This is a genomic window from SAR324 cluster bacterium (genome assembly GCA_015232315.1).
GTDB lineage: Bacteria > SAR324 > SAR324 > SAR324 > NAC60-12 > JADFZZ01.
In genome coordinates this window covers 77610-100554 of record JADFZZ010000009.1, presented here as the reverse complement: position 1 = coordinate 100554, position 22945 = coordinate 77610, and the positions used below count along the sequence as shown (strand labels likewise).

Here is a 22945-nt window from a genome sequence, read left to right as displayed (position 1 = left end):
ATTGAGTCATAAGGCTTCTGAGGCGCATAAACACTGAAAGCTGAATACTGAAAGCTGAACACTTACGTTTTTTTTGCCACAGAGACACAGTGCCACAGAGAATTTTTTAATAAAGATGGATAAAACAAGGTTTATTTTACTGAAATACTGCGATTTTTTCAAAAAGTCTCCGTGTCTCTGAGTCTCTGTGGCATGATTATCAACCTCGAACTAATTCAGCATTTTTTTCCAAACCGCGGCATCTACAGGCAGATAACCTGAGGCTGTCAGATAACTTGGAACCACCAGATCTGAACCCTGATAGCCATTTCCAGTGAAATCAATTTTAATTCCACCCAGATCAAATTTTGATTTTCTGGCCTGATCCAAAAATCCTTTGCGCGTCAAGTCACCTGGCATGTTTTCAAAAATTTTAAGAGTCATTTTTCCCACGATATACCCTTCCAGTGAAACGAAACCAAAGTTTGCTCCAAGCGCTGATTTGGCTTCTTTCACAATGGCTAAATTAGAATCCAGCAGTGGCACAACCTGGGTCATGATAATTCTGTCAGTCGCCTTGTATTTTTCCAGATCTTCCCGGAAATTATCCGCGCCTGTGAAGGAAACCGCTGAGACGATCCAGCCTTCATTATTGACGGCGTTCGCATGTCTGGCAAAATGAGCGATATTGCCATAGGCCCCCACAGTGACCACCAGTTTGCATTTATTTCCGCTCTTTTTTTCCCAGGCTTTCAAGGAATCATACCCCGGACGAACTTCATTGGTATTTCGCACATAGACTCCGACCGGGCCTATATTGTTCCGTTCCGGTTCATCTCCTGTCAGATTCAGGATAGCATCATAGGCGTCAAGCATGTTTTTGGGGGCATTGGCTTTTTGCATTGCCAGTTTCACTCCGGTGATTCCAGACATTCCATAAGCGTCATTCTGGACATAAGCACACACTTGGGATGGGTTTAAGCCGTTGGCGATTCCTTCGCTGATCACTGCGGCAGTTTCCTGAATATAACTGGCGCGATAATTAACAGCCGGACCTTTGGCCGGCCTTAGCAATCCCGCACCGGTAAAAAATCCTACGGCTGGAACATTATGTTCAGCAAGAATGGGAAGCGTGGCGCCCGCTGTTGGTGTGCCGACATTGCCGATCATCAGAAATACACCTTTTTGAATAAGCGCATTGGTTCCTTCCACAGCTTTGGGGGGTTCATAAAAATCATTTTCATAAAGAAGTTCAATGGCGCGCCCCTTGATTTTTTGTCCATTGAACGCGGCATCCAGCCCGTCTTTCATGCCCTGCCCAAGTCCCTGCGCTTTTCCTTTCAGAGCCAGAACTGAACCAAAGGTAATTTTTTGAGGTGTGACGCCTTCCTCAGCCTGTAATGATGAAAATGACAGAATGACTCCAGCGATTAGGAATAAAATCAGTTTGTTTTTCATAGAACCTCAGGGTTATGGTGAATATTAATAATACCAGTCATTGACAACTGAGAGTGAGTTCTAATGAAGGACTTTAGTAAAATCAAGATATGCAATTTCAATTGCATGATTCTCAACATCAGGTAAAACTGCGCGTGCCTTATATGAACGCACGCCCTGAACAACATGAACGTCCCTTTTATCTCAAGAGTTGTAAGTTTTCAGTTACCAGCCTTCGGTTTTTAGTAAGTTATTGAAATTAAAAATTTTCTGAATATCAAACTTTCAAATAAACTTTTAGGCTTATATATAAATAATAATAATTTCAATCGGTTCAAAAAAAACTGAGAACTGAAAGCTGAGAACTTACCACTGCCGAGCTTTTATGAATAGTTACCAGGAATCACGAACCTCAGAAAAACACTATGTTTTGGCTATTCTGGCCATTTTTCTGATCACTTTCCTGATTTTACAATCCGCGTTCCATGAACATGAGGACCATCACGTTCATGATGATTGCACCATCTGTATGCTGGTTATAAGCCCGTTGAACAGCGGTCATGCGGCCCTCAGCCTGCCTCCTGTTTTTCTGACAATTATCGGCATTGTCCTTATTCCCGATCAGGATCCACCCGGCTCCGAAACCATCTTTCCTTCAGCACAACCACGAGCTCCACCGCCTTCTTCTTATCTCCGCTGATTTACCAGCAAAACCAGTATTTGAATTACCAAACCTGCGGGACGGTCCGTCCCACGCTTTTATTAAGTTAATGAAAGGAACTTATGAAACAATGGATGCTTCTAGCTATCGTTATGACCTGCATTTTCTCAGCTTCATCAACAGGAATCTTAAAAGCCGAAGAACAGCGGCAGGAGGAACATCGGCAACAGGAAACGCATGAACATGGCATCGGCGAATTGAATGTCGCGATGGATGACAATCAATTGATGATAGAACTGCACACTCCGGGAATGAACATCGTTGGCTTTGAGTATGAACCGTCCACTCCTGAACAGAAAGACGCAGTGCGACAGGCTAACCAAACTCTGGAAAATCCCGGAAAGATGTTTGATCTTTCCCCCAAAGGGAAGTGCAGGGTGGTGTCCGCAAAGTCAGAACTGATCCATAGTGAACATGAAGAGGATGCGGATGCGGATCATCATAGTGACCATGAAGAGGATGCGGATCATCAGGAGGAAGAAGGCGGTCATGCTGAATTTCATGTGAATTACCAGTTTGACTGTGCGTCTCCGGAAAAAATTACAGAGATCCCTGTTAAAATATTTCAGGTATTTCCCAACACTCAAAAATTGAAGTTACAATTGATCACGCCACAGCATCAGTCGGCCCAAACCTTGACACCTCAAGCACCCGTCATCCGTTTTATTCCTTGAGGAGCCTTCAAAAATAGCATGGAAAGCTTTCTGGTTATGAACGGCCCGTTCGTAACCATTCCATCTTTTATAACCATCTCACACAAGGACAGCCAATGGACTCTTCTCAGCCCATTATTCAATTACAAAACCTTCAGTTTTATTGGAAGGAACCCGCACAACCAACACTCGATATCCCGCAATTTGACATTGAACGGGAAGAGCGAGTTTTTATCAAAGGTCCCAGTGGAAGTGGAAAAACAACCTTGCTGGGACTGATTGGCGGAGTGTTACAGCCTCAGTCGGGAGAAATCACTGTATTGGGACAAAAACTGAATGAACTCAGAGGTTCACGCAGAGATACCTTTCGTGCCGCGCATATTGGTTTTATATTTCAGATGTTCAATCTTCTGCCCTATCTTTCTGTGGTGGAAAATGTACTGCTTTCCTCACGGTTTTCCCAGAATCGAAAGACCAGGGCGATCACACGTTCGGGAAATCTGGTTGGTGAAGCGGAAAGACTGCTGGCTGATCTGGGAATGACCGGAGATAAACTGCTGGCAACTCCTGTCACGGAACTGAGTGTCGGTCAACAACAACGGGTCGCTGTTGCCAGAGCGTTGCTGGGAAGTCCGGAAATTCTGATTGCCGATGAGCCCACCTCGGCTCTGGACGCGGATACCCGTCTGGCCTTTTTGAAATTGTTGTTTGAAGAATGTCAGCAATCCAAAACAACCCTGATTTTTGTCAGTCACGATTCTTCACTGGCATCCCAGTTTGATCGGACTGTGATTCTGGCGGATTTAAACCGGGCCGCACGACCTTAACTGATTTGAAGGAAAACTATGTCAACCCTGATCCTTGCTTTGAAAAGTCTCTATAACAGGCGGGTGACTGCCCTGTTGACCTTGTCAGCCATCGCGCTGAGTGTGACGCTTCTGTTGGGGGTGGAACGCATCCGCCAGGGCGCTCGTGAAAGTTTTTCCAACACTATTTCTAAAACGGATCTGATTGTGGGCGCACGAAGCGGTCCTGTCCAACTGCTGCTGTATTCTGTCTTCAGAATCGGGGATGCCACCAACAATATTTCCTGGAAAAGTTACCGTGAACTGGCCTCACGACCTGAAGTCGCGTGGACTGTCCCGATTTCTCTTGGTGACTCGCATCATGGATTCCGGGTGATGGGAACCAATCAGGATTATTTCAAATACTATCGCTACAGTCGGGAACGCTCGCTGGAATTGGCGGAAGGTGCCGTGTTTGAGAATGTATTCGATGCCGTACTCGGAGCTGATGTGGCCCGGGAAATGGGTTATCGTCCGGGACAAAAGATAGTGCTCACACACGGAATTGGTGAAGTGGGTTTTTTAAATCATGAAGACAAACCCTTTCAGGTCGTGGGAATTCTGGAAAAAACCGGAACCCCGGTGGACCGCACCATTCATGTCAGTCTGGAAGGAATTGAGGCGATGCATGTGGATTGGCAATCCGGAGCACCGCCAGTTTCCGGTGAGGAAATTTCAGTCGATCAGGTACTCCGAATGAAACTGGAGCCCAAAAACATTACGGCCTTTCTGGTGGGAGTGAAATCGAAAATCCTCACTTTCCGTCTGCAACGGGACATCAATGAATACCGTGAAGAGCCACTGCTGGCCATTCTTCCCGGAGTGGCATTACAGCAGTTATGGAGTCTGGTGGGTATGGCGGAAACAGCGTTGAGAACGATTTCGGCGTTTGTGGTTCTTATTGGTTTATTCGGGATGCTGACCAACATTCTCACCTCGCTGAATGAACGAAGACGAGAAATGGCTATATTGCGATCCGTGGGTGCCCGTCCCATTCATATCTTTGTGTTGCTGGTCAGTGAAGCGGGTCTTCTGTGTGTGTTGGGATGCCTTCTTGGCGTGTTGCTACTTTATCTGTTGCTACTTCTGGTCTTGCCCCTGATTGAACAACGAATGGGGTTTTTTATCCCGTTGAGTCTGTTGTCGCTTTATGATGTGGCTATCCTGTGCCTGGTGACAGGCTCAGGTTTACTGATGGGCGGGATTCCCGCCTGGCGAGCCTATCGTCAATCACTGATTGACGGGTTGACCATCAGGTTGTGATCCTGATGTATTAATCTGAACTTTTGAGAGTGTTATGAAATATATCCGTATCATGCTTATACTGACCCTTTTGCTGGGAGTTGGCTTAACCGCCCTGGCCATCCCCAAACTGACCATTCAGTGGAAAATGCTCCAGGAATTGAATGTCAAGACGGGCCAGGCCACTGACGCCCTTAAAAACCTGCGGGGAAAACTGGTTCGTCTGCCAGGCTATATTGTTCCGTTGGAGGGGGATGACAACACGGTGAGTCAATTTCTTCTGGTTCCCACTCTGGGAGCCTGTATCCATGTTCCGCCACCGCCACCTAACCAGATTGTGATGGTTAACATGCAACAGGCAATTTCCTCGGATTTTATGTTCTTTCCAGTTTGGGTGACTGGTGCATTTCATATTGAACAAAAAACCAATGAAATCGCTGAAGCCGGTTTTTTTATGGAAGGCAAAGAGGTCGAACCCTATAACAGCAATAATCCATTTTGAAATCACAAAGTGGTCACGTTAGGGGAAATGGGCTTGCGTGGATTTTTTACGATCAGAGGCAAAAAATGAGTGAGGTGCTGTCGAGAAATAATCTTGATTAATTGTTTGAGAAAATTGATAAAGCGCACCCAAGAACATTCAGTACATCCTTGATGGGAAAGGAAGAAGATCAATCTTGTCCCCCTGATTCATTCATCCTCTTTTAAATCCAGTCAAAACGTGAAGCACCGTATTTTCCGGAAAATCATCGCAGGTAACCTGATTCTATGGTTGCTGACGGCCTTTGCGCTTATGCCGGGGTACCATATGTCCCGGCAGTTCGCTCATACTCTCGCGCTGTTGGGCCAGGACAGCCTGTGTGGTCAACATCTGGTTTCCATTCCTTCCCAACCTCCTGTTCCAGACTCTGATTATCAAGATCATCAGGGACATGATTGTCCATTATGTCTGGGACATGCTTTGTCCCTGGCAATGGCCTCGTTCATTGCTCCTGTATTGTTGCGGTCAGGGGAAATCGCCTTTGATCCGTCCTTTATTGTTGTCAGAATCATCCCTCTTCATCAATCCCGCGCTCCCCCTGTTGCCTGATCCCTGTTTCATCTTTTATTTTTCATTCATTGCGACTCTCTGAACCAGCGGATTCTGTTTCAACCGTAATCATGCGTAAATCAGCTTTTATGCCGTTGAAGGGCCTTTTTCTCTGGTTCTGTAGGGTAATGTTTGTTTAAGGCACTTTGACGCCCAGCTTGGCTTTATCAACACTTGTGCCTGATCCTGTTTTTTCAAAATCACTCTATTGTTTGAGAAAGGTTTTTATGTTTGAATTTCACAAGGCCAGCATTCTTTTTTTAAGTTTTGTTCTTCTTCTGGGGATTTCTGCCTGTAGTCAGGATGATGACAAGGATAGCTCTTCGACTCCATCCTACACGGTAACCGGATCAACTCTTCCCGCGATTTCTGCTGGTAAACTGGAGGTTCTGAATGAAGACTACCAGCGTGTTGGCGGCCCTGTGGATATCACAGACGGAGTTTTTGAAGTCGACATTCCGCAATCCTCTGTTTCAGGTCTTCTGTTTTTTTCGGTCAGTTCAGGCTCCTATACCGATGGTGTCGCCACTTCCACTGTAGAACTCGACACCACCTATCCCCTGAAATTAACGCTGGCACCGGATACTTTGACCGCGGATAAGCTGATTGTCCGGATTACTCCCGCATCCACTGTGCTTGCCACCGCTTTTTCCAATTGGACAGGCTCTGGAACCTCCACTGAAAAACTGACAGCGGCCACTACCGCGTTTGAAACTGCGTTTGGATTCACTCCCGACACCTCTGTTTCGGCCACAGAAGAGGCCACAACCCTGGCGTTAGCAAAACTGCGGGCCAACGCCTTTTCTCAACTCACCCGGACTCTGGTCACTGAGGCTTCCAGTCAGGGTGCCCTGTTGAATGGTTTAGGGAAGGATTTGAGTGATGGAACGCTGGATGGAACGCTAAGCACCACAGCCTTGACCGTTGGAACGACCACACTGGCCGTAGATGTCCAGAATCAATATGAGGTGGCGTTGCTGAAATATTTTAATGACAATACGGCCACTGTGGGTCTAACCGCAGACCAGATTGGTCAGCCCGCCTTTGCCAAAACCGCTTTAAGTACAACATACAGGATTGTGTATGTTCCCGGAACCATGGGCGCGATGCAGGGAAAAACAATGTTCTCACTTCAGGTTCTGGATCGTGTGACTGGACAGGCTGTTACCAGTTACACGCCGACCCTCAAGCTCATGATGACTATGTCCAGCATGAGTCACAGTTCGCCTCAAGCCGGCTGTACGCTGAACAGCACTACCAGTCAGTATGATTGCACTGTCTATTATTTAATGGCGTCTTCCATGAGCGATGGAACCTCCATGGGATACTGGAAACTGACGGCAACGGTCAATAGCGAAGCGGTGTCCTTTTATCCGAATGTCGGCATGTCCATGGGCGATACGGTTCGAGGTACGCTGAAAGGGATTGAGGACAAGATCATCTCCATGTCAACCTCCGCGAGTCGAAGCTGGTATCTGTTCAAGAATGCCCTGTCAGGAGCAACCGGAAATCATACCTTCAAGGTGTTTCTGGCGACTCAGGAAAGCATGATGAGTTTTCCAACCGTGACCAGCAGTTCAACACTGAATTCCGGCACCTCTTCCCAGTTGGCGATCAGCAGCATTGTGCTTCAGGCTTCAACCGATGCCAGCACCTGGTCCACCATGACCGAAGCCGGAAACGGAATCTGGACCATTTCCGGTTTGTCAGGTCTCACCACCGGCACCTCCGGAAGTATTTACCTCAAACTCACGGTCAACAATGAACAGAAAACAACCGATGGTGCCGCTGTCTCCGGAACCAATGGTTATGCGACCTTTACGGTAACGCCCTGAAAACTTTCTGGTTACGAACGTCCCGTTCGTAACCGTTCCATGACCCACCTCCGGTGGGTGCGAAGCAGAGCTTCGCCTGAGGGATAACGTGCCCCACGGGACGTAGGGCACGAGCAAGCTTTACAACTTATTCTTTTGTTGTTTCTTAACATGGTTCTGTTCGGGGAGTTTCAAATGTTCAACAATCGACTTCGATTTCTGCCAATTTTGCTGGCAATCCTGTCATTGTCGGGAATCGTTTCACACACAAAACTTTGGGCCGCCTCGTGTTGTGGTGGCGGGTCAGCCTCCGCCCTGGTGATGCCCAAGTTCTCCAGCGCCATGCTGGATATTTCGCTGGATGTCGAGCAGTATGACGGCTTCTGGGACCGACAGGGGAAATGGCGATCCGATCCACCGGATTCCGGGTTGAGGCAGTTCCGGTTGAATACAGGAGCGGCTTATCGCCTGGGGGACAACTGGCAAACCGCTATGAGTCTTCCGTATGTGTGGAATGACAATCATTATTCAGGAATAGACAGTCAGACACAGGGTGTGGGTGATACCAAATGGAGTCTCTGGTATGAAACCTTTGAGAATGTGACTTGTGTGTGGAAAATCTATAGTCTGGCAGACCTGAAACCTGCCTTGTATTATGGCCTGACGCTGACCCTTCCTACAGGAATATCTCCGTTTGATCAGGTCAATGACAGTTTTGATGTGACAGGTCGTGGTTTTTATCGACTGGAGGGGAACATCCTGTTGGAAAAAACAATCTATCCCTGGAATATGTCGCTGTTGCTCACCTATGGAAAGTCCCTGAAACGTCCGGTCAATCGGGAATATGGAGAGTATGTGACGCCTTATGATAAACAACCGGGAGACAGTTTTCTGGGATCCTTATCGTTCGGCTATACCTATTTTATGGACTCTCTGGACTCGCTGACATTCACGCTGGCACAGGCCAGTCTTCAGGAAAAGCAGGGACACATCGATCAACAAACCGATCCGACTTCCGGCTTTAGAAAAAACTCCCGGAGTCTCACCGTTGCCTTTGCCAATGTCATGCGAGCATGGAGTACACGTTTGAGTTGGAACCATACCTTAAAGCAGGATCATGAGGGCTTTAATTTTCCTTCCACTGATATTCTTTCCTGGGGGATGTCTTATGTTTTCTGGTAAAAATTTTCTATTTCTTATGACTCTTGTTTTAACCACAGGCTGTGGCGACACTATGGATGATATGCTTCCCAGTCGAACAGACCACACTGTTTCTGAAAAACAGTCTGTTTCTTCCACTTCCTTCTGGGATCAGAAACTGGCAGGAAAGTTTTTTACGGATGCTCAGGGAAATGTGGTTTCAGTGGAAGATCTCTTTTCAAACCACAACGCCATTGTTCTGTATTTCACGATGTGGTGTCCGATTTGTAACAGTCATGCCGACCACATGCGCTCTCAGGTAGCACCACATTTTCCTCAAGCCCGTTTTGTTCTGGTGGATTATGTGTCAGGTTCTGTTGCGGATGTTCATGAAAATATGGTGTCCAATGGCTATGCCGGAAACACGTTTACCACGTTGGCAGACACGCATCAGCAGTTGTTAACCTCCATGGAGGCCACCATGGGCACAACCATTGTGATTGATTCAACACATCAACTTCTGATGAAAGAAGATTATCGGGATGGCACGCATCTGTATGAAATTCTGGAGAGTATTCCCTGATTATTCTTTTAAAACTTCAAAGTCCAGTTGCGTGCGTTGTGCTTTGCGGGTTGTCTTTTTATTGGCTACCAATTTAAGCCGATACAGTAATCTGGTATGACTGAGCACTCACAAGGTATGCTCTTACCAGGGTCGTTTAATTTTCCAAAAAAGGATGCGTAGGATGGGTAGAGCCTTAGCGAAACCCTTCGAGTTTTGTTGGGTTTCACTTCGTTCTACCCAACCTACCCACCATGCCAAACTGAAAATTAAACAACCCTGTGCTCTTACAGAAGAAACACATGTATAAGCAAATCTTGCGGGCATCCTAAAAACGAAGAGCTAAGTTATTGAATACAAAAGTGTATCGAGTTACGTTGATAGCCATCAAAATGTTCGTATCCACAATCACTCCCATGGATCTCCCAACATTTCACGATTTCCTTCTTTGCGGATGTTTTCCAGATCTTGCTCAAAAGATTCAATTTCCTGAGGGGATAATTGGGGTAATGCGTTCAGAATACGCTTCATGTCCCCCAAGGTTTTCCCGGAAGGAACTGGACGAATTTCCGCTACAGCTTTTTTCCCGCGTAAAATCGTGAAGTATTCTCCCCGATAAGTCACCCTGTTAATAAAATCTGACAAATTCCTCGAAATCTCTGTAATTGTGATCTCACTCATATTCACCTCCTAAATCAGAATATCTGATATTCAGACTAAATAATCTGGTGAGAGACACAAGTAGAAATATGAACAGATGCGCACGTGCCTGAATTCAAAAACCCCCCTATCCTGAAAGAATTTTCATGAATACGTGAAATCAGCAACCCGAGAAGTTAAAGAACTCTCACAGGTGTCGGGTTGACACAAAAACACAATTTCGCGACAGCGACTAATTATGGTTTGACCAATCTGCGTGATTCTGTTTTGCTTGGCAGTTCTGTGATTTTTAAAATGTTGATTTTTCCTGAAATTGAATTTCTGACCCTCTTGATTCAGTCTTTTTCGTATGAATATTTTTCATGGAACATGGATTTCGGAAAACACCAATTCCTTTGACAATGAGGGCTCATTGATGCTTTGGGTTGAGACGGAAATCTGGAGTCCTGCGGGAAACCATGGAGCGTTGCATCCGGGATGTCTCAACAAAGAAGGCCTGCTCTGGTTGTTCAGGGAAATTCTGTGCGTAAAAAAAGAGTTGCTGGACTGGATTGATCAAACCGCGAAAACCGGATTCATTCTGTTGCCTGCTTCAGACAATCGTCCGTTGCCTTCGCTGGATCTGGTGGAACTATCTGCCCTGCCGATGCCGGAACCACAATCATGGATGTGGTTTGAGGTTTGGGGGATCTTTCCTGAAGATATGCTGGCTCTTCTGCGGGAAATACATTTTTTAAGCCGGTACAGTCCTCACGATGTCAGGCTGGGAGAAGATTTCAGGTATTGGCATCATCTCAGTCAACAGCTTCAGACCCTGCTGAACAAAGATCAATACATCCCCTCCATACGTATTTTTGAGGAACCCAAAAACGCGTCAAAAAAAATAATGGGCTTCAGTCCCGGGTGGGATTTGCTGACGCCGGATTTTGAGGAACTCCTTGTACAATTGAGTTCATGCATGCCTCCTGTTTGCAGGGCCGGCAACCAGAATCCCCATTCAGCGCACAATCTTTCTGAGGCCAAAGCGGTGGTCAGTCAATTTTTTGAAATTGGCCTGGAGCAAACAATACGTCAGCTCAAATTCCCTCAAAAAATTCATCAAATGACAGACGGCACCTTTCTGGAAAAATGTCTTCCGTCCAACACTGTGACTCATGTCAACGACCCTTACGCCAGAAAAAACAACCTCACTGTTTATGCCGGTGAATTATGGAAAGAATGGCACAGGCAATGGTTTACCTGGAAAAAACAATTGTTTTCCATTCAGACCAATCCGCTGTTTGTGCTATGTTTTCGTCTACACTCCGCAAAGGATGAGGACCCCGATCAATGGGAACTCGAATTTCTGGTGGAATCTCGCAAAGATCCGTCGCTCAAGGTTCCACTGGCGGAATACTGGAAATTTGAAAATAAAGCGCAGGGAGAGTTTAAAAAATATTTTGGACAGCATTTTGAAAAAGACATTTTACTCCAACTCGGTTCCGCTTCACGGATTTATCCCAAATTATGGGATGGACTGCAAAATGGCCTGCCGGGAAACATGATGCTGACGCTTGAGGAAACGTTTTCATTTCTGAAGGAAACTTCCAAGGTTCTTGAGGAATCCGGTTACAAGGTGATTATTCCGACCTGGTGGACTCCCGAAGGAAAAAAACGCGCAAAACTGCGCTTGAAAGCCAAAAGCGTTGTTCCCCAAAAACAGGAAATGGCCAGTGGTTATTTCAATCTGCATTCACTTGCCCGCTACAAATATCAGCTTTCAATTGGTGGGGAAGTGGTGAGTCCTGACGAATGGGAGGCTCTTGTGCAGGCCAAAACGCCTCTGGTCCGCTTCCGCGGAGAGTGGATTGAACTGGACCGGAACCTGATGCAGGAAATGCTGGATCTGTGGAATAATAACGGCAACGAGGAGGCTTCCATTTCCCTTATGGATCTGCTCAAACGTTCTGTGGTAGAAGAAGATCAACTGGAAATCGAACTGGATCAGGATCTTGAACATCTGATGCGTGGTTTGTCCAATAAATCAGGCATGCAATTGATGGAAACGCCCGCAGGCTTGAAGGGCGAACTCAGGGAATATCAGAAACGCGGGCTTTCCTGGCTCAATTACCTCGAAACCCTGAATATGGGCGCCTGTCTGGCAGACGATATGGGACTGGGTAAAACGATCCAGATCATTGCGTTGTTGCTCCATGAACGGGAAACTGGAAGGGTCAGGCCAACATTGCTGATCGCGCCGACTTCTGTGCTGGGTAACTGGAAAAAGGAAATGGAACGGTTTGCGCCATCGCTTAGGATCATGGTGCATCATGGCCTACAGCGGGTGCAGGACAAGGACGTGTTTGAACAGAAATGCCAGCAGGTGGATGCCGTCATCACCTCCTTCACACTTTCCAGAAAAGACCTTCAGTTGCTGGAAACCATTCAATGGCACAGGATTGTGATTGACGAGGCCCAGAACATCAAAAATCCACAGTCCCAGCAGGCAAAATCAATTTTTAAGCTTCAGGCCCCCCGCAGAACCGCGCTCACAGGGACTCCGATTGAAAACAGACTGCTCGATATCTGGGCAATTTTTCATTTTTTGAATCCGGGATATTTAGGCAACCAGAATCATTTCAAGACCAATTTTGAACTACCGATCCAGAAAAATGATGACAAAGCGCAATTGAAGCTTTTCAAAAAACTGGTTGAACCATTCATTTTGAGACGACTGAAGACAGACAAATCCATCATCAAGGATCTGCCGGATAAAGTGGAACAGAAAATATTCTGCACCCTGAGCAAGGAACAGGCATCCTTGTATCAGAATGTCGTGGATGAGGTCCAGGAAGCTCTGGATGATACGGAAGGCATCCAGCGGAAAGGGCTGATTTTATCGACCCTGATCAAACTCAAACAGATCTGCAATCATCCTGCGCAGTTTCTGAAAGATGGCAGTGAATTCGCGCCGGATCGTTCAAGAAAACTTGAGCGTCTCACTGAGATGGTCCATGAAATTCTGGACAATGAGGAAAGCCTGCTGTTGTTCACCCAGTTCACAGAAATCGGAGCGCAACTGGAACAATTGCTCAAGGATCATCATATTCCGACCTGGTATCTTCACGGGCAGGTCCCTCGGGAACGTCGGGAGAGCATGATCGCAGAGTTTCAGGAAAGCGGGTTGCCCGGAGTGTTTATTCTGTCGCTCAAGGCCGGTGGGGTTGGCATCACCCTGACACGGGCCAACCATGTTTTCCACTTTGACCGATGGTGGAATCCGGCTGTGGAAAATCAGGCGACAGACAGGGCGTTCCGGATTGGACAAACCAAAAAAGTGATGGTGCATAAGTTCATTACGGTGGGAACTCTGGAAGAACGGATTGATAAACTTCTGGAAGACAAAAAGCAATTGTCGGATTCCATTGTCGGCAGTGACGAATCCTGGTTGACAGAGTTGGATAATGAATCATTCCGCAGATTGATTCGCTTGAGCAAAGACGCAATGATGGAATAATTATGGCCAAAGTTTCAAAAAGCTGGTGGGGAAAACGCTTCATCAAAGCCCTTGAAGACCTCATGGAAGAAAATCACCTCAAGCGCGGCAAATCCTGTCTTGCTTCAAACAGGATTATGTCCTTCAACATTGAGCGGAATATGGTGACAGCCCGGATTCGTGGCAACACCAATCCAAATTATGGAATCTACAGGGAACCTCAATATTCTGTGAGCATTCAGATGGGCATTATCGCCAGACGTGACTGGGATGATCTCATTGAACAACTGGGGCGCAATGCCGCCTGGATCACCCGGTTGATTCTGGGGGAAGTGCCCGATGGCATTCAGGAGGTGTTTTCCAGACAGGGATTTCCGCTGTTGCCGGAGTCACGGGATGATTTTTCAACCTCCTGTTCCTGTCCTGATTATATGAATCCCTGCAAACATGTCGCCGGGGTTTATTACAAAATTGCTGAACTGCTGGATCATGATCCCCTGCTGCTGTTTGAATTGAGAGGATTGCCCCGGCAGGAACTGCGCGACCGCCTCATGAAAACTCCGTTGGGTCAGGCGTTGTCTGCCAGAATGGATGATGATTCCAATAATTTGGAAATTGTGCCTCAGCTCCATCGGTTCACGCCCGTTCATGCGGTGGAACTCCCACCAGACCTGACGCTGAAAACGTTCTGGCGTTCCACCGAAAAATTTCCACAGTTTGAGCCGTCCAGTCCAGCTCAAATTGTGGGTGGCTTGATTAAAAAACAGGGAGATTATCCAGCCTTCTGGAATCGGGATAATTCTTTTCTGGAAATCATGGATATCATCTATCAACAGGTTCGAAACAAAATCATGCGATAACTCAAACAAAAACTTTAACCGGGAGATAAAACTATGTTTAAGACAGAAGGCATGCAACTGCGGGAGTTATCCCACCGGATCTATCAACTCCTGGCTCTTGGCTGTACGGCTGATGGAAATTCATTCCATCGCATCATCACAGTGACAGAAAACAGGCATCCGCAATACACGCTGGACCGAATTTATCGTTATCTGCATAAACATCATTTTTATTCCCCTGAGGCCAAAACCGGTCAGGGCTTTCTCATCAAACGGGACAACGGTTTTTATTTGAAATCGAGAAAAGATCTGTGGGAAATTCTGAAACTGGTCAACATCTATCCCAATTTTAACGAAATTCCCTTACACCTCCGACAGCAGGCCAGTTTTGAAATGCTGGAAAATCTGGTGAAAGCGATTCCACTAACCGGAGTGATTGATGATCCGGAACAGCGCGAATTTCCCTATTTCAACAAAACCGTCAGAACAGAAATCTTAAAAGATCAACATCCTGATGGAACAAAAATCCCTGAATACATTGAGGCGATCCACATTCACAGGATCTCCTGGTATGGCATGCGTTCCATCAAAATTTGGGAAATAATTCCGGTAACAATCAAAAACCAGTCTCCTGTCTGTCTGTTTCATGGCTACACTTCCAATTACTACAGTTTTCATCTACAGGGCCTTGACAGTATGGATTACCATTTGGCAAAAAACGGAAACAGGTTGTTTATTCTGGATCATGACAGGCATGACAATAACGCCAATCTGGATGTCTTTGCGGAATCCCATCTGACAAGCACGATTGATTTGGCAAGGGAACAATCCGGTGCCCCACAGGTGATCTTGATGGGACACAGCATGGGCGGTATTTTGTCCCTGATCAAAGCCACTCTGGAATGTGTGCATCGTCCACGCTTCATGAACAGCATCAAAGCCATCATCACCCTCAATTCGCCGATGCTGTTTGAAATGGAAAACCTGCTGTTTCTGCTTAGTAAAACGCTCAATAAAGCCAGTAAGAGAGGGATTTTGCCGTTCAAACAATTTTTCAGAATCATGGAGTCTTTTCCCTTCTTTTTCAGGAGCATGACCCTCGATATTCCTAAATTTCTGGACACACTACAGCATCGTATCGGGGTGAATGTGCCGATGCTTGATAAAATCACAGACATTCATGAACGTCTCAATCCCTTCACCATGAATTATGAAATTGCGTCCAAAGGCATGCCAAAGGCCCTGAAAAATCCTCCGCAAGGCCTCCATCATCACATTGCGGAAATGGGATCGCATAAACAGGGACTCACCTCTTATCAAGGCGAATGGGATGCTGGTTGGATTGATGAGGGAATGGAACAGGAAGCACGAAAAGAAGTTTTCAGGAAAAACAAATATACCCGAATCAATTACACAGAAAATTTTTTCCGTCTTCCGCCGATGATGCCGATGCTGGTGATCAACAGTCTGCATGATAAACTGTCTGATGCCAAACAGTTTGATGTGGCTTGGGATCTTTGGCCGCAATTGCACAAAATCCGTCTCAATCACAACCCGGAAAACGAACGCAATACCCGGTGGTGTACGGGACAGATTGAACAGTTCCTTCAGGAACATGGTTTGTCTTCGGTCATTGGTGTGCTGGTGGAAAAAGGACGGCACATGGATACCCTCGTTTCAGAAAAAGAAACCATCTCCGCATTCCTCAATGCTGTCGAAGCCGTGCCGGTATCCCTTGCGGAAGCCTTACGCATCACACACCAGGCCCATGTTCAGTTTAGAAACAAGACCGTTGATGAGGAATCCCGTTTCACCGCGGAAGTTGATTTTTGTCATAAAATTGAAGCCATGAAAACCAATGGTCTGCTGGAACAAGAAAAATCGCTGATCATGGATGAATTGCTGAATCTGGTGGGAAGCTATGAACCGCATGCCACCACAGGCGAAGGCTTTTATAATTTCATGGTTCGCGGTCATCAGAGTTCGGAACACGAAGACAATGTACGTTACAATATATTGGATGTCACTGTTCACAAAATCATGGAGCTACAGCCTGACCTCGTGTTATTGATGGAAAACATCCTGAACAAGGCACGACAGGATAGCCAGCGACTCCAGCAATCCGGCACTAATACAACAGACACCTCTCTTGCGGGGATTCCATCTGAATGCTACCGATCGTTGATAGACCTTAGCCTGGCGCTGTATGACGGGCACAAGACGTTGGCACCCGCGAATAAAAAGAAATTTCTGAAGCATTTTGAGGAGTTTCTGCGTCTGGCCGATGCGCACCCCGAAAAAATTGTGGCACTCCATTCGTTCCGTGCCTATTTCCATACACGGGAACCACGCTATATTGCTTACGGCGGTGAATTGCTGATAAACATGAGAGACGACTGGTCTGCACGGGCTCATCAGGTCTTTCGGGAAGAAATTGAACATCAGATCAATGAAATCAAACTGGCGGATAACACGGAATTCTCAAAGAAAATGAAGTCATTGATGGGGGTCTATCAACAGGTATATTCGTGATAGCATTAACAGGGTTAGCATTATAATTAAAAATTGACCTCCCACTCTATTAAAGGTACTGAATAAAGTACCTCTTTCGCTACTTCATTCAAATTTTAAAAAGGTCTTATGCGAGTTCTAAACGTCACAGAAGCAAAAAAGTAAATTTCACAAATTATCAATTCAAGTGAGATGGTTGAAGTCAGGAATCCTAAAAAAACGGTGGTCATCCTCCCCAAGGAAAAATTTCTGGAACTGGAAAAACAAGCCATCATTTTAGAGGCCATGGAAGCGATTGAAAAATCAAAAGGCAAGAAAAAGTACACTTCCGCGGAAGTGGAATCCATGCTGGCTGAAGTCTGGCAAGGAAACCTTTAGAATTACCTATAGTGTTCCAGATAATTATTTCCTGGGAGCGCGGGCGTCCCGCCCGCATTTGGAGGGCAAGATGCCCTCCCTCCGACCAAATTATTTTTCTGGAATACTATATAATTGGCACCCTTCCCAATCAAGAATTGAGGTGGTTTCCATTAAAATCATATAGCCTCTTCCCAAAACCAGTGATTCCTCGTACCTGAAAGAGTTACCACCGATACGTGTTTCGCAAACGCGGATATCCAGATGTCCGATTCCAAACGGAACCACTGCCGATATGTCTCAGAATTCCATAGATAACCTGTTTTTTTATTTCACTTTTTCAAATCAAACGATATGAACCGGAATAGTGGACTGCTTTGTTAATTTCAATACAGGGCATTGAAGGGCACCTGTACTTTTGAAAGGGCTTTCATATGACGCTATTCCTGAGAAAACTCATCCTTTGCCTGATAGGACTTCTTGCTGGTTTTGCTTTTTGGCCAATCTCAGAGATCATTTTAAGATTTCAAGCGTCGTTTCCCTCCTATTTAGTGTTCAATATTTTTCTCGGTATGACACTTGGCGGTGTTATGGGTGGCTTTTTCGGGACCAGTGAAGGAATCACAATGTCTCAACACTTCAGAATTCCAGTTGGGATTCTGATTGGTTCTGCTATCGGGATATTGGGCGGTGTGATCGGGGTGCTGACCGCACAGATTCTGTTATGGTTTTCAGGACAAATTCTGATCAACACCAATCAGGAATTCAATACCTTTGGATTGCCTGTTTCCCGGGCAATCGGCTGGTCGATTCTAGGCATGTTTATCGGGGTTGCGGAAGAATTCAGGATCAAATGGTTCAAAGCCGGGGAATTCAGCAAAAAATCCTTCAAAACCATGAAAGTCGGCATTATTGGCGGCGGGGTGGGTGGCTTGTTGGGCGGACTTTCCATGGAGTATTCCAGGTTGGTTTTACCACAAACGCTGTATGCCCGTCTGATCGGTTTTTTGATTTTCGGGGTTGCCCTTGGTTTGTTCTATGGTCTGGTGAGAAGCCGTTTTTCCATGGGACGATTGATGCTGCTCAATGGCAAAAGCAAAGGACGGGAATTTCTGATTCTTGATGACAAAGTGACAATTGGCAGTTCTGAAGATGCCGATATTGTTTTGAGCGAAAATGAATATCAGGATATCAGTGCTTTCCATGCGGAACTGTGCATCCATAAGCGGGATTTACTACTGAAACCCCTGGGGAAAAAAAGTGTTCAGATCAATGAAGTCGCTGGTGGAGAACGGGCCTTGAAACTCAATGATGTTTTGAAAATCGGTAGTGCGAAATTTATATATCTGTATCAATAGGCGGAGGGGAAGAATATGAAATACTGGATGGTCTGGATGATATTGGTCAGCGGTTCCTGTGCCTTTGCCAATGACTCTTTACGGATTTCTCAGATTGATCCGTTTATGGTGTTTTTTAACCAGCAGGTTCAGTTGTATGTCAGCGTGACAGATCCTTTGGGAAATCCCGTCAAAAATTTGTCCAGTGATCATTTTGAAATTTCTGAGTCGGCCAATGGCAGTGATTTTACAGTCATTCCTGAAATCACCAGTTTTCAATCCGGGGTGAATAACAAACAGGGTATCCTGTTTTTATTGCTTCTGGATAATTCTGGAAGCATGTATCGAACACTGGAAGGACAGTCCGCGGAAAATCAAGAAGAACAGCGAATGTATTATGCGCAACAGGCCATAAAAAATTTTTTAACGCGGATCGGACCTAAAGATAAAGTGGGCTTGATTTCGTATAACTCGTTTTATCATCACCATTCTAATCCTGTTTCCGATATTCCTGCCATTGAAACGTATTTGGGAGAAATCAAGCGACCTACAGGGGATGAAGTCTTTACAGAACTTTATGGGAGCCTGGATCGTGCGGCCCGGGAATTCAAATCCATCCGTGGAAGAAAAGCGATAATCCTTCTGTCTGATGGCGAGAATAGTCCGTATTACATGAATACCCAAAAACTGCACCCGATTACCGGAGAGGAATATGTACCCTATCATCGTCCCATTGAATCACTGCAAAAAGAGGGGATTTCTGTGTTTGTGATCCATTTTGGTAGCAGTGCCAAAGACAAAAATTTGAAAAAAATCGCGTCTGAAACAGGCGGAACCGTTTTTGATGCCATGAATCCGACAGAATTGGAACAGGTTTATGAGCGGATTATGAATCAAATTGTCAACGAATCGGTCATTCAGTACAGAGCCTCCATGGACCCTGCTGATCGTAAGTTTGTACGTGTTCGTTATCATAATCAGTCAGAAGAATCGTCTGTGACACGCTACTATTTTTCCAGCACAGTGTTTGGAATGCCTGCGGATACGTTGCCGGTCTTCCTCTTTTTTGTGGCACCTGTGGCGTTGCTGATGTTATGGGCCTTGAGCCGGATTCCCTTTGAATCATTTACACAGCACCGAAGCATTGAATATCAGAATCTGACGGACACTTATTTTTCAAGGAAGCAACCCCAGTCCCGGCATTCCAGCATCAAAGTACTCAATCCGGGCAAGAGCCGGGTCATCCCTGAAAGCTACTATATCAGCTCCGCGGAAACCCGGATTGGAAGCAGTGACAACACAGACATTCAGGTGAGAAATATACCTGCTATTGAAGAGAAACATGCGTCCATTTTTTTCAGCAACTCAAGAGAGTGTACCCTGGTTGGCTATGGAACCGTAACAGTCAACAACCAGAGTGTTACTCAAAGAAAACTGGAGGCTGGAGATGTGATTACTTTGGGCGGAGTCACCTTTCTGTTTGATGAGAAAAAACATCAGATTGCCGTAGAAGAACTCAGTCTTTCAAAAATGTTTTCCTGGATCAACAGAAAAGGCACAGATTCGGTATAGAATCATACAGGTACTTTCTGATTGATTTCATTCCCCTGTTTTTATAAATGGCCAATTATGAGCAATCCCGAAAATCCGGAATTACATTCTTCAAAAATAATGCAACCTCATGAGCTTCAACAGGCACAGGAAGACCCCGTCCTTACAGAAGAACACGCTGAGGAACTTTTTAAGGATCAACTTGAAACGAATCAGATCTCTCAGGGGTTTCACATTCCTGAAGAAAAAGAAATCAATGATGCTGATATAACGCTTTCAATCTATGGGGATCAAGCTCCAATTCCCGATGAGGAAGACCCTCAAGCTCCTGAAGAAAAAGAAGCCCTTGATACTGAAAACACCCCGTCATCCTCCGCAAATCAAGATCAAATTCCAGTGAATGCCCAGGAACTTAAAAAACATTTGTTACGGAAAGAACATGAAGCCTTTAGGCATTTAAGTGATTATTACAAAAAGAAAACCGGGAAACCTCTGGAGGCTAAAAATCTGGATGAGGCTTATAAATTGTTCAAACTCAACACCGGAGAAGAACCCGGGCGTTCTTTTGAAAGCTTCATTGTCCGTATTGCACCAGATGAACATCCCTTTGATGTGTTACAGCAAAAATTTAAAAACACTCCCAAAGTCTGCAACAGCCTCAAACAACTTCAAACCAATGTAGATATTTGTAATTCGCTTATTTCACGTTCATCCAACCGTCTCGATGTTCTGTTCAGTATCAACACCTTAAATATCGCGTCCACCAAAGGCATTCTGTCACAACTCCTGTTATATCTTGAAGAAGATGAGGCCTTAAAAAAACTCGCTTACAATTTTTTGCGGAAATTTTATGTTTTTTCTTATGAGGTCGTTCAAATCATGAAAAAAACAAAAATCAGTGAGGCGAAAGTTTTTAACAAGGAAAATTTGGAAAAACTGGGGGGCAAAAACGGTATGTTTCTTCAGAAAAACAAGGATGGGAGTTATGCCCTCTGTAGTGATATTGATGTGTCGCAATTGCACAATCTTCTTGAATTCTCATTAATGGATGCTCAAGGGCATCTGCTCATTGAGGATATTTTTGAGGGAAATTATTTAAGCATGGCTTATCTGAGAATGAATGAACAACGAAGGGAAAAAGGGGTACCGGAATATCAATCCCGCTCAGAACATCTCTATGATTTATTATCTCATCCGGGATACAAGAACGAAATCCTTGAAAACATGATTTCCGATACCCAAAAAATCAGAGAAATTCTCATTCTAAAACTGATGCCGCTCATGCAACTGAACGATAATCTCTCGCTATTTGGGTTAAAACGCTACACGTATTTAAAATACCGACTGATTTCAGATTTGGGAAAAGCACAAGAACACCCTGAAACGTTTAAGAAATATCTGAAAATATTAAAAACAGGCATACGCTCCAATCATCAATTCATCAGTGACCAGAAATTGGAAATATTACTGGACCAGGAAACATTCACAACTGAGAGTTATCAGGAATTAGAAAATCAACTTATTGATTTTTTGAACAAGCTCATGCCCATCGAAATAGACAAACTGGTTCGGTTTGTTTCGTTTCAGGCCAGAAAAACAGTTGAAACTCAAGAAGAACTTAAACACATTGAAGAGTCTCAAAAATATACGGAACTTTTTATCACAGACATGTCAATGGCGTTTTTGGAAGAAGAACTGAAGTCCAGAGGACTGTTGGGAACGGATGGTTCAGAACTGTCGAAAGAAGAACACAAAAACCCATGGTTTGTTGTGACAAACATGTTTCATCGACTCGCAAAAAGCATGGGCATACTTTATGAGGAACATGAACCGATAAACTATACCATCAAACAAGTCACTGAAGCCTCAACGCCTGTTAATCAGACAGCTAAAATCCATAAGTCCAAGGATGTGGACCGCCTGAAACAACTGGAAATCATTCATCACATAAAATGTCTTCCAAAAAATTTAATGGGTGAAACAACCATTGCGGGAAAAAGGGCATTCCGAATCCCCAAAATGTCACAGGATGTGGATCATAGTCAGAACATTTTTTTGCCGTATGTAAATTTTGATCCGTTTTTTTCCCATATTCTACAAGGGCTTGAAAATGCACACCCTGGTACCGTGTATAAAACAAAGCATAAGCTTGTTCAGAATTCCCTGAAGCACCTGCAGGAAGAAACCGCGTTTATTCGTTATGGGGGAACTGAAATCTATTGTCTGTCCCGAGCCCAACTGGAGCTTAGCCCTTCAGACTGTACGGAACAAATGTATCCGTTCATGTACAATAATAAAATTGTTTCCCTGGAAAAAAAATATATCCCTGAATTTCGTCCCCGCATTACCAATTTCAATGAAAAAAAACATCAGATCATTTATGAAGAACCGAAAAAACAGAATATCCCCTTGTTCTATGACAGGTTGCTCCTTTTTGCTGAAAAGTATATTGAGTCCAAAGAATGGTATCATGATGATGTACAACAAGTGGTTCAGTATTTGACTGATTTTTTAAGAGTTTATGAAGAAGTCAGACAAGAAATCGAAATTCAGAAAAAACCGATCAGCAAAATAAAGCATTCTCTTTTTATGGTTGGACATCATGCCGTCAACATTTTGAAAATTATTTTTTAGAGGGACATGCTGTTGTTCCATACGGTCGGTTTTTTTTGCCTGTTACAGGCTACACTGAAAGTTTTTTTGAAAAACTTTCGCTTTATGAACCCTCATTC

19 protein-coding genes are annotated in these 22945 nt (G+C 45.0%); 17 read left to right on the top strand and 2 right to left on the bottom strand.

All coding sequences use genetic code 11. The features are described from left to right. Nucleotides 1–210 precede the first annotated feature (210 nt). The gene (locus HQM11_09015; GenBank protein ID MBF0351162.1) at nucleotides 211–1437 is read right to left on the bottom strand and encodes an ABC transporter substrate-binding protein; all 1227 of its coding nucleotides are present in this window, start codon (nucleotides 1435–1437) and stop codon (nucleotides 211–213) included. A 364-nt stretch (nucleotides 1438–1801) separates the two neighbouring features. On the opposite strand from HQM11_09015, the gene HQM11_09010 reads away from it, so the two are divergent. From HQM11_09010 to HQM11_08970, 9 genes are all read left to right on the top strand, one after another. Beyond that, a complete protein-coding gene (locus tag HQM11_09010; protein MBF0351161.1) occupies nucleotides 1802–2116 on the top strand; it encodes a hypothetical protein in 315 nt (104 codons plus the stop codon). An 83-nt stretch (nucleotides 2117–2199) separates the two neighbouring features. Next, complete coding sequence (locus HQM11_09005; GenBank protein MBF0351160.1) at nucleotides 2200–2811, top strand: DUF2796 domain-containing protein; 612 nt, start codon at nucleotides 2200–2202, stop codon at nucleotides 2809–2811. A 95-nt stretch (nucleotides 2812–2906) separates the two neighbouring features. Further along, nucleotides 2907–3617 (top strand): ABC transporter ATP-binding protein, encoded by a 711-nt coding sequence (locus HQM11_09000; GenBank protein MBF0351159.1) that lies wholly within the window; start codon nucleotides 2907–2909, stop codon nucleotides 3615–3617. Nucleotides 3618–3635: 18 nt separating this feature from the next. Further along, nucleotides 3636–4898 (top strand): ABC transporter permease, encoded by a 1263-nt coding sequence (locus tag HQM11_08995; protein MBF0351158.1) that lies wholly within the window; start codon nucleotides 3636–3638, stop codon nucleotides 4896–4898. Nucleotides 4899–4932: 34 nt separating this feature from the next. Further along, a complete protein-coding gene (locus HQM11_08990; protein ID MBF0351157.1) occupies nucleotides 4933–5379 on the top strand; it encodes a DUF3299 domain-containing protein in 447 nt (148 codons plus the stop codon). A 219-nt stretch (nucleotides 5380–5598) separates the two neighbouring features. Further along, nucleotides 5599–5967 (top strand): hypothetical protein, encoded by a 369-nt coding sequence (locus HQM11_08985; protein MBF0351156.1) that lies wholly within the window; start codon nucleotides 5599–5601, stop codon nucleotides 5965–5967. 227 nt (nucleotides 5968–6194) lie between these two features. Continuing rightward, nucleotides 6195–7802 (top strand): hypothetical protein, encoded by a 1608-nt coding sequence (locus tag HQM11_08980; protein MBF0351155.1) that lies wholly within the window; start codon nucleotides 6195–6197, stop codon nucleotides 7800–7802. A gap of 174 nt (nucleotides 7803–7976) precedes the next feature. Further along, a complete protein-coding gene (locus tag HQM11_08975) occupies nucleotides 7977–8963 on the top strand; it encodes a hypothetical protein (protein ID MBF0351154.1) in 987 nt (328 codons plus the stop codon). Further along, nucleotides 8950–9504, top strand: a complete 555-nt coding sequence (locus HQM11_08970; GenBank protein ID MBF0351153.1) for a redoxin domain-containing protein — start codon at nucleotides 8950–8952, stop codon at nucleotides 9502–9504. Before HQM11_08975 ends, HQM11_08970 begins: the two co-directional genes overlap by 14 nt. A 387-nt stretch (nucleotides 9505–9891) precedes the next feature. On the opposite strand, the gene HQM11_08965 is transcribed toward HQM11_08970, so the two are convergent. Continuing rightward, nucleotides 9892–10164 carry a hypothetical protein gene (locus HQM11_08965; protein MBF0351152.1) on the bottom strand — a complete coding sequence of 91 codons (273 nt, stop codon included), beginning with the start codon at nucleotides 10162–10164 and terminating at the stop codon, nucleotides 9892–9894. A 180-nt stretch (nucleotides 10165–10344) separates the two neighbouring features. On the opposite strand from HQM11_08965, the gene HQM11_08960 reads away from it, so the two are divergent. From HQM11_08960 to HQM11_08925, 8 genes are all read left to right on the top strand, one after another. After that, nucleotides 10345–10542, top strand: a complete 198-nt coding sequence (locus HQM11_08960) for a hypothetical protein (GenBank protein MBF0351151.1) — start codon at nucleotides 10345–10347, stop codon at nucleotides 10540–10542. Continuing rightward, complete coding sequence (locus HQM11_08955; GenBank protein MBF0351150.1) at nucleotides 10493–13639, top strand: DEAD/DEAH box helicase; 3147 nt, start codon at nucleotides 10493–10495, stop codon at nucleotides 13637–13639. The genes HQM11_08960 and HQM11_08955 overlap by 50 nt, the downstream gene beginning before the upstream one ends. 2 nt (nucleotides 13640–13641) lie before the next feature. Continuing rightward, nucleotides 13642–14478: an SWIM zinc finger family protein gene (locus tag HQM11_08950; protein MBF0351149.1), complete on the top strand. Its 837-nt coding sequence runs from the start codon at nucleotides 13642–13644 to the stop codon at nucleotides 14476–14478. A 33-nt stretch (nucleotides 14479–14511) separates the two neighbouring features. Further along, nucleotides 14512–16989, top strand: coding sequence for a hypothetical protein (locus HQM11_08945; GenBank protein ID MBF0351148.1), 2478 nt, complete (start codon nucleotides 14512–14514; stop codon nucleotides 16987–16989). Between the two features lie 171 nt (nucleotides 16990–17160). Continuing rightward, nucleotides 17161–17346 carry a hypothetical protein gene (locus tag HQM11_08940; protein ID MBF0351147.1) on the top strand — a complete coding sequence of 62 codons (186 nt, stop codon included), beginning with the start codon at nucleotides 17161–17163 and terminating at the stop codon, nucleotides 17344–17346. A gap of 605 nt (nucleotides 17347–17951) precedes the next feature. Next, nucleotides 17952–18683 (top strand): FHA domain-containing protein, encoded by a 732-nt coding sequence (locus HQM11_08935; protein MBF0351146.1) that lies wholly within the window; start codon nucleotides 17952–17954, stop codon nucleotides 18681–18683. 15 nt (nucleotides 18684–18698) lie between these two features. Then, a complete protein-coding gene (locus tag HQM11_08930; GenBank protein MBF0351145.1) occupies nucleotides 18699–20234 on the top strand; it encodes a VWA domain-containing protein in 1536 nt (511 codons plus the stop codon). 57 nt (nucleotides 20235–20291) lie between these two features. Next, on the top strand, nucleotides 20292–22847 hold the full coding sequence (locus tag HQM11_08925; protein ID MBF0351144.1) for a hypothetical protein: 2556 nt from the start codon (nucleotides 20292–20294) through the stop codon (nucleotides 22845–22847). Nucleotides 22848–22945: the final 98 nt, after the last annotated feature.

Excerpts from the sequence above, each read along its gene's own strand:
- HQM11_09015 (MBF0351162.1), bottom strand. The coding sequence starts at position 1,437 with ATGAAAAACAAACTGATTTTATTCCTAATCGCTGGAGTCATTCTGTCA.
- HQM11_09010 (MBF0351161.1), top strand. The coding sequence starts at position 1,802 with ATGAATAGTTACCAGGAATCACGAACCTCAGAAAAACACTATGTTTTG.
- HQM11_09005 (MBF0351160.1), top strand. The coding sequence starts at position 2,200 with ATGAAACAATGGATGCTTCTAGCTATCGTTATGACCTGCATTTTCTCA.
- HQM11_09000 (MBF0351159.1), top strand. The coding sequence starts at position 2,907 with ATGGACTCTTCTCAGCCCATTATTCAATTACAAAACCTTCAGTTTTAT.
- HQM11_08995 (MBF0351158.1), top strand. The coding sequence starts at position 3,636 with ATGTCAACCCTGATCCTTGCTTTGAAAAGTCTCTATAACAGGCGGGTG.
- HQM11_08990 (MBF0351157.1), top strand. The coding sequence starts at position 4,933 with ATGAAATATATCCGTATCATGCTTATACTGACCCTTTTGCTGGGAGTT.
- HQM11_08980 (MBF0351155.1), top strand. The coding sequence starts at position 6,195 with ATGTTTGAATTTCACAAGGCCAGCATTCTTTTTTTAAGTTTTGTTCTT.
- HQM11_08975 (MBF0351154.1), top strand. The coding sequence starts at position 7,977 with ATGTTCAACAATCGACTTCGATTTCTGCCAATTTTGCTGGCAATCCTG.
- HQM11_08970 (MBF0351153.1), top strand. The coding sequence starts at position 8,950 with ATGTTTTCTGGTAAAAATTTTCTATTTCTTATGACTCTTGTTTTAACC.
- HQM11_08965 (MBF0351152.1), bottom strand. The coding sequence starts at position 10,164 with ATGAGTGAGATCACAATTACAGAGATTTCGAGGAATTTGTCAGATTTT.
- HQM11_08955 (MBF0351150.1), top strand. The coding sequence starts at position 10,493 with ATGAATATTTTTCATGGAACATGGATTTCGGAAAACACCAATTCCTTT.
- HQM11_08950 (MBF0351149.1), top strand. The coding sequence starts at position 13,642 with ATGGCCAAAGTTTCAAAAAGCTGGTGGGGAAAACGCTTCATCAAAGCC.
- HQM11_08945 (MBF0351148.1), top strand. The coding sequence starts at position 14,512 with ATGTTTAAGACAGAAGGCATGCAACTGCGGGAGTTATCCCACCGGATC.
- HQM11_08940 (MBF0351147.1), top strand. The coding sequence starts at position 17,161 with ATGGTTGAAGTCAGGAATCCTAAAAAAACGGTGGTCATCCTCCCCAAG.
- HQM11_08935 (MBF0351146.1), top strand. The coding sequence starts at position 17,952 with ATGTCTCAACACTTCAGAATTCCAGTTGGGATTCTGATTGGTTCTGCT.
- HQM11_08930 (MBF0351145.1), top strand. The coding sequence starts at position 18,699 with ATGAAATACTGGATGGTCTGGATGATATTGGTCAGCGGTTCCTGTGCC.
- HQM11_08925 (MBF0351144.1), top strand. The coding sequence starts at position 20,292 with ATGAGCAATCCCGAAAATCCGGAATTACATTCTTCAAAAATAATGCAA.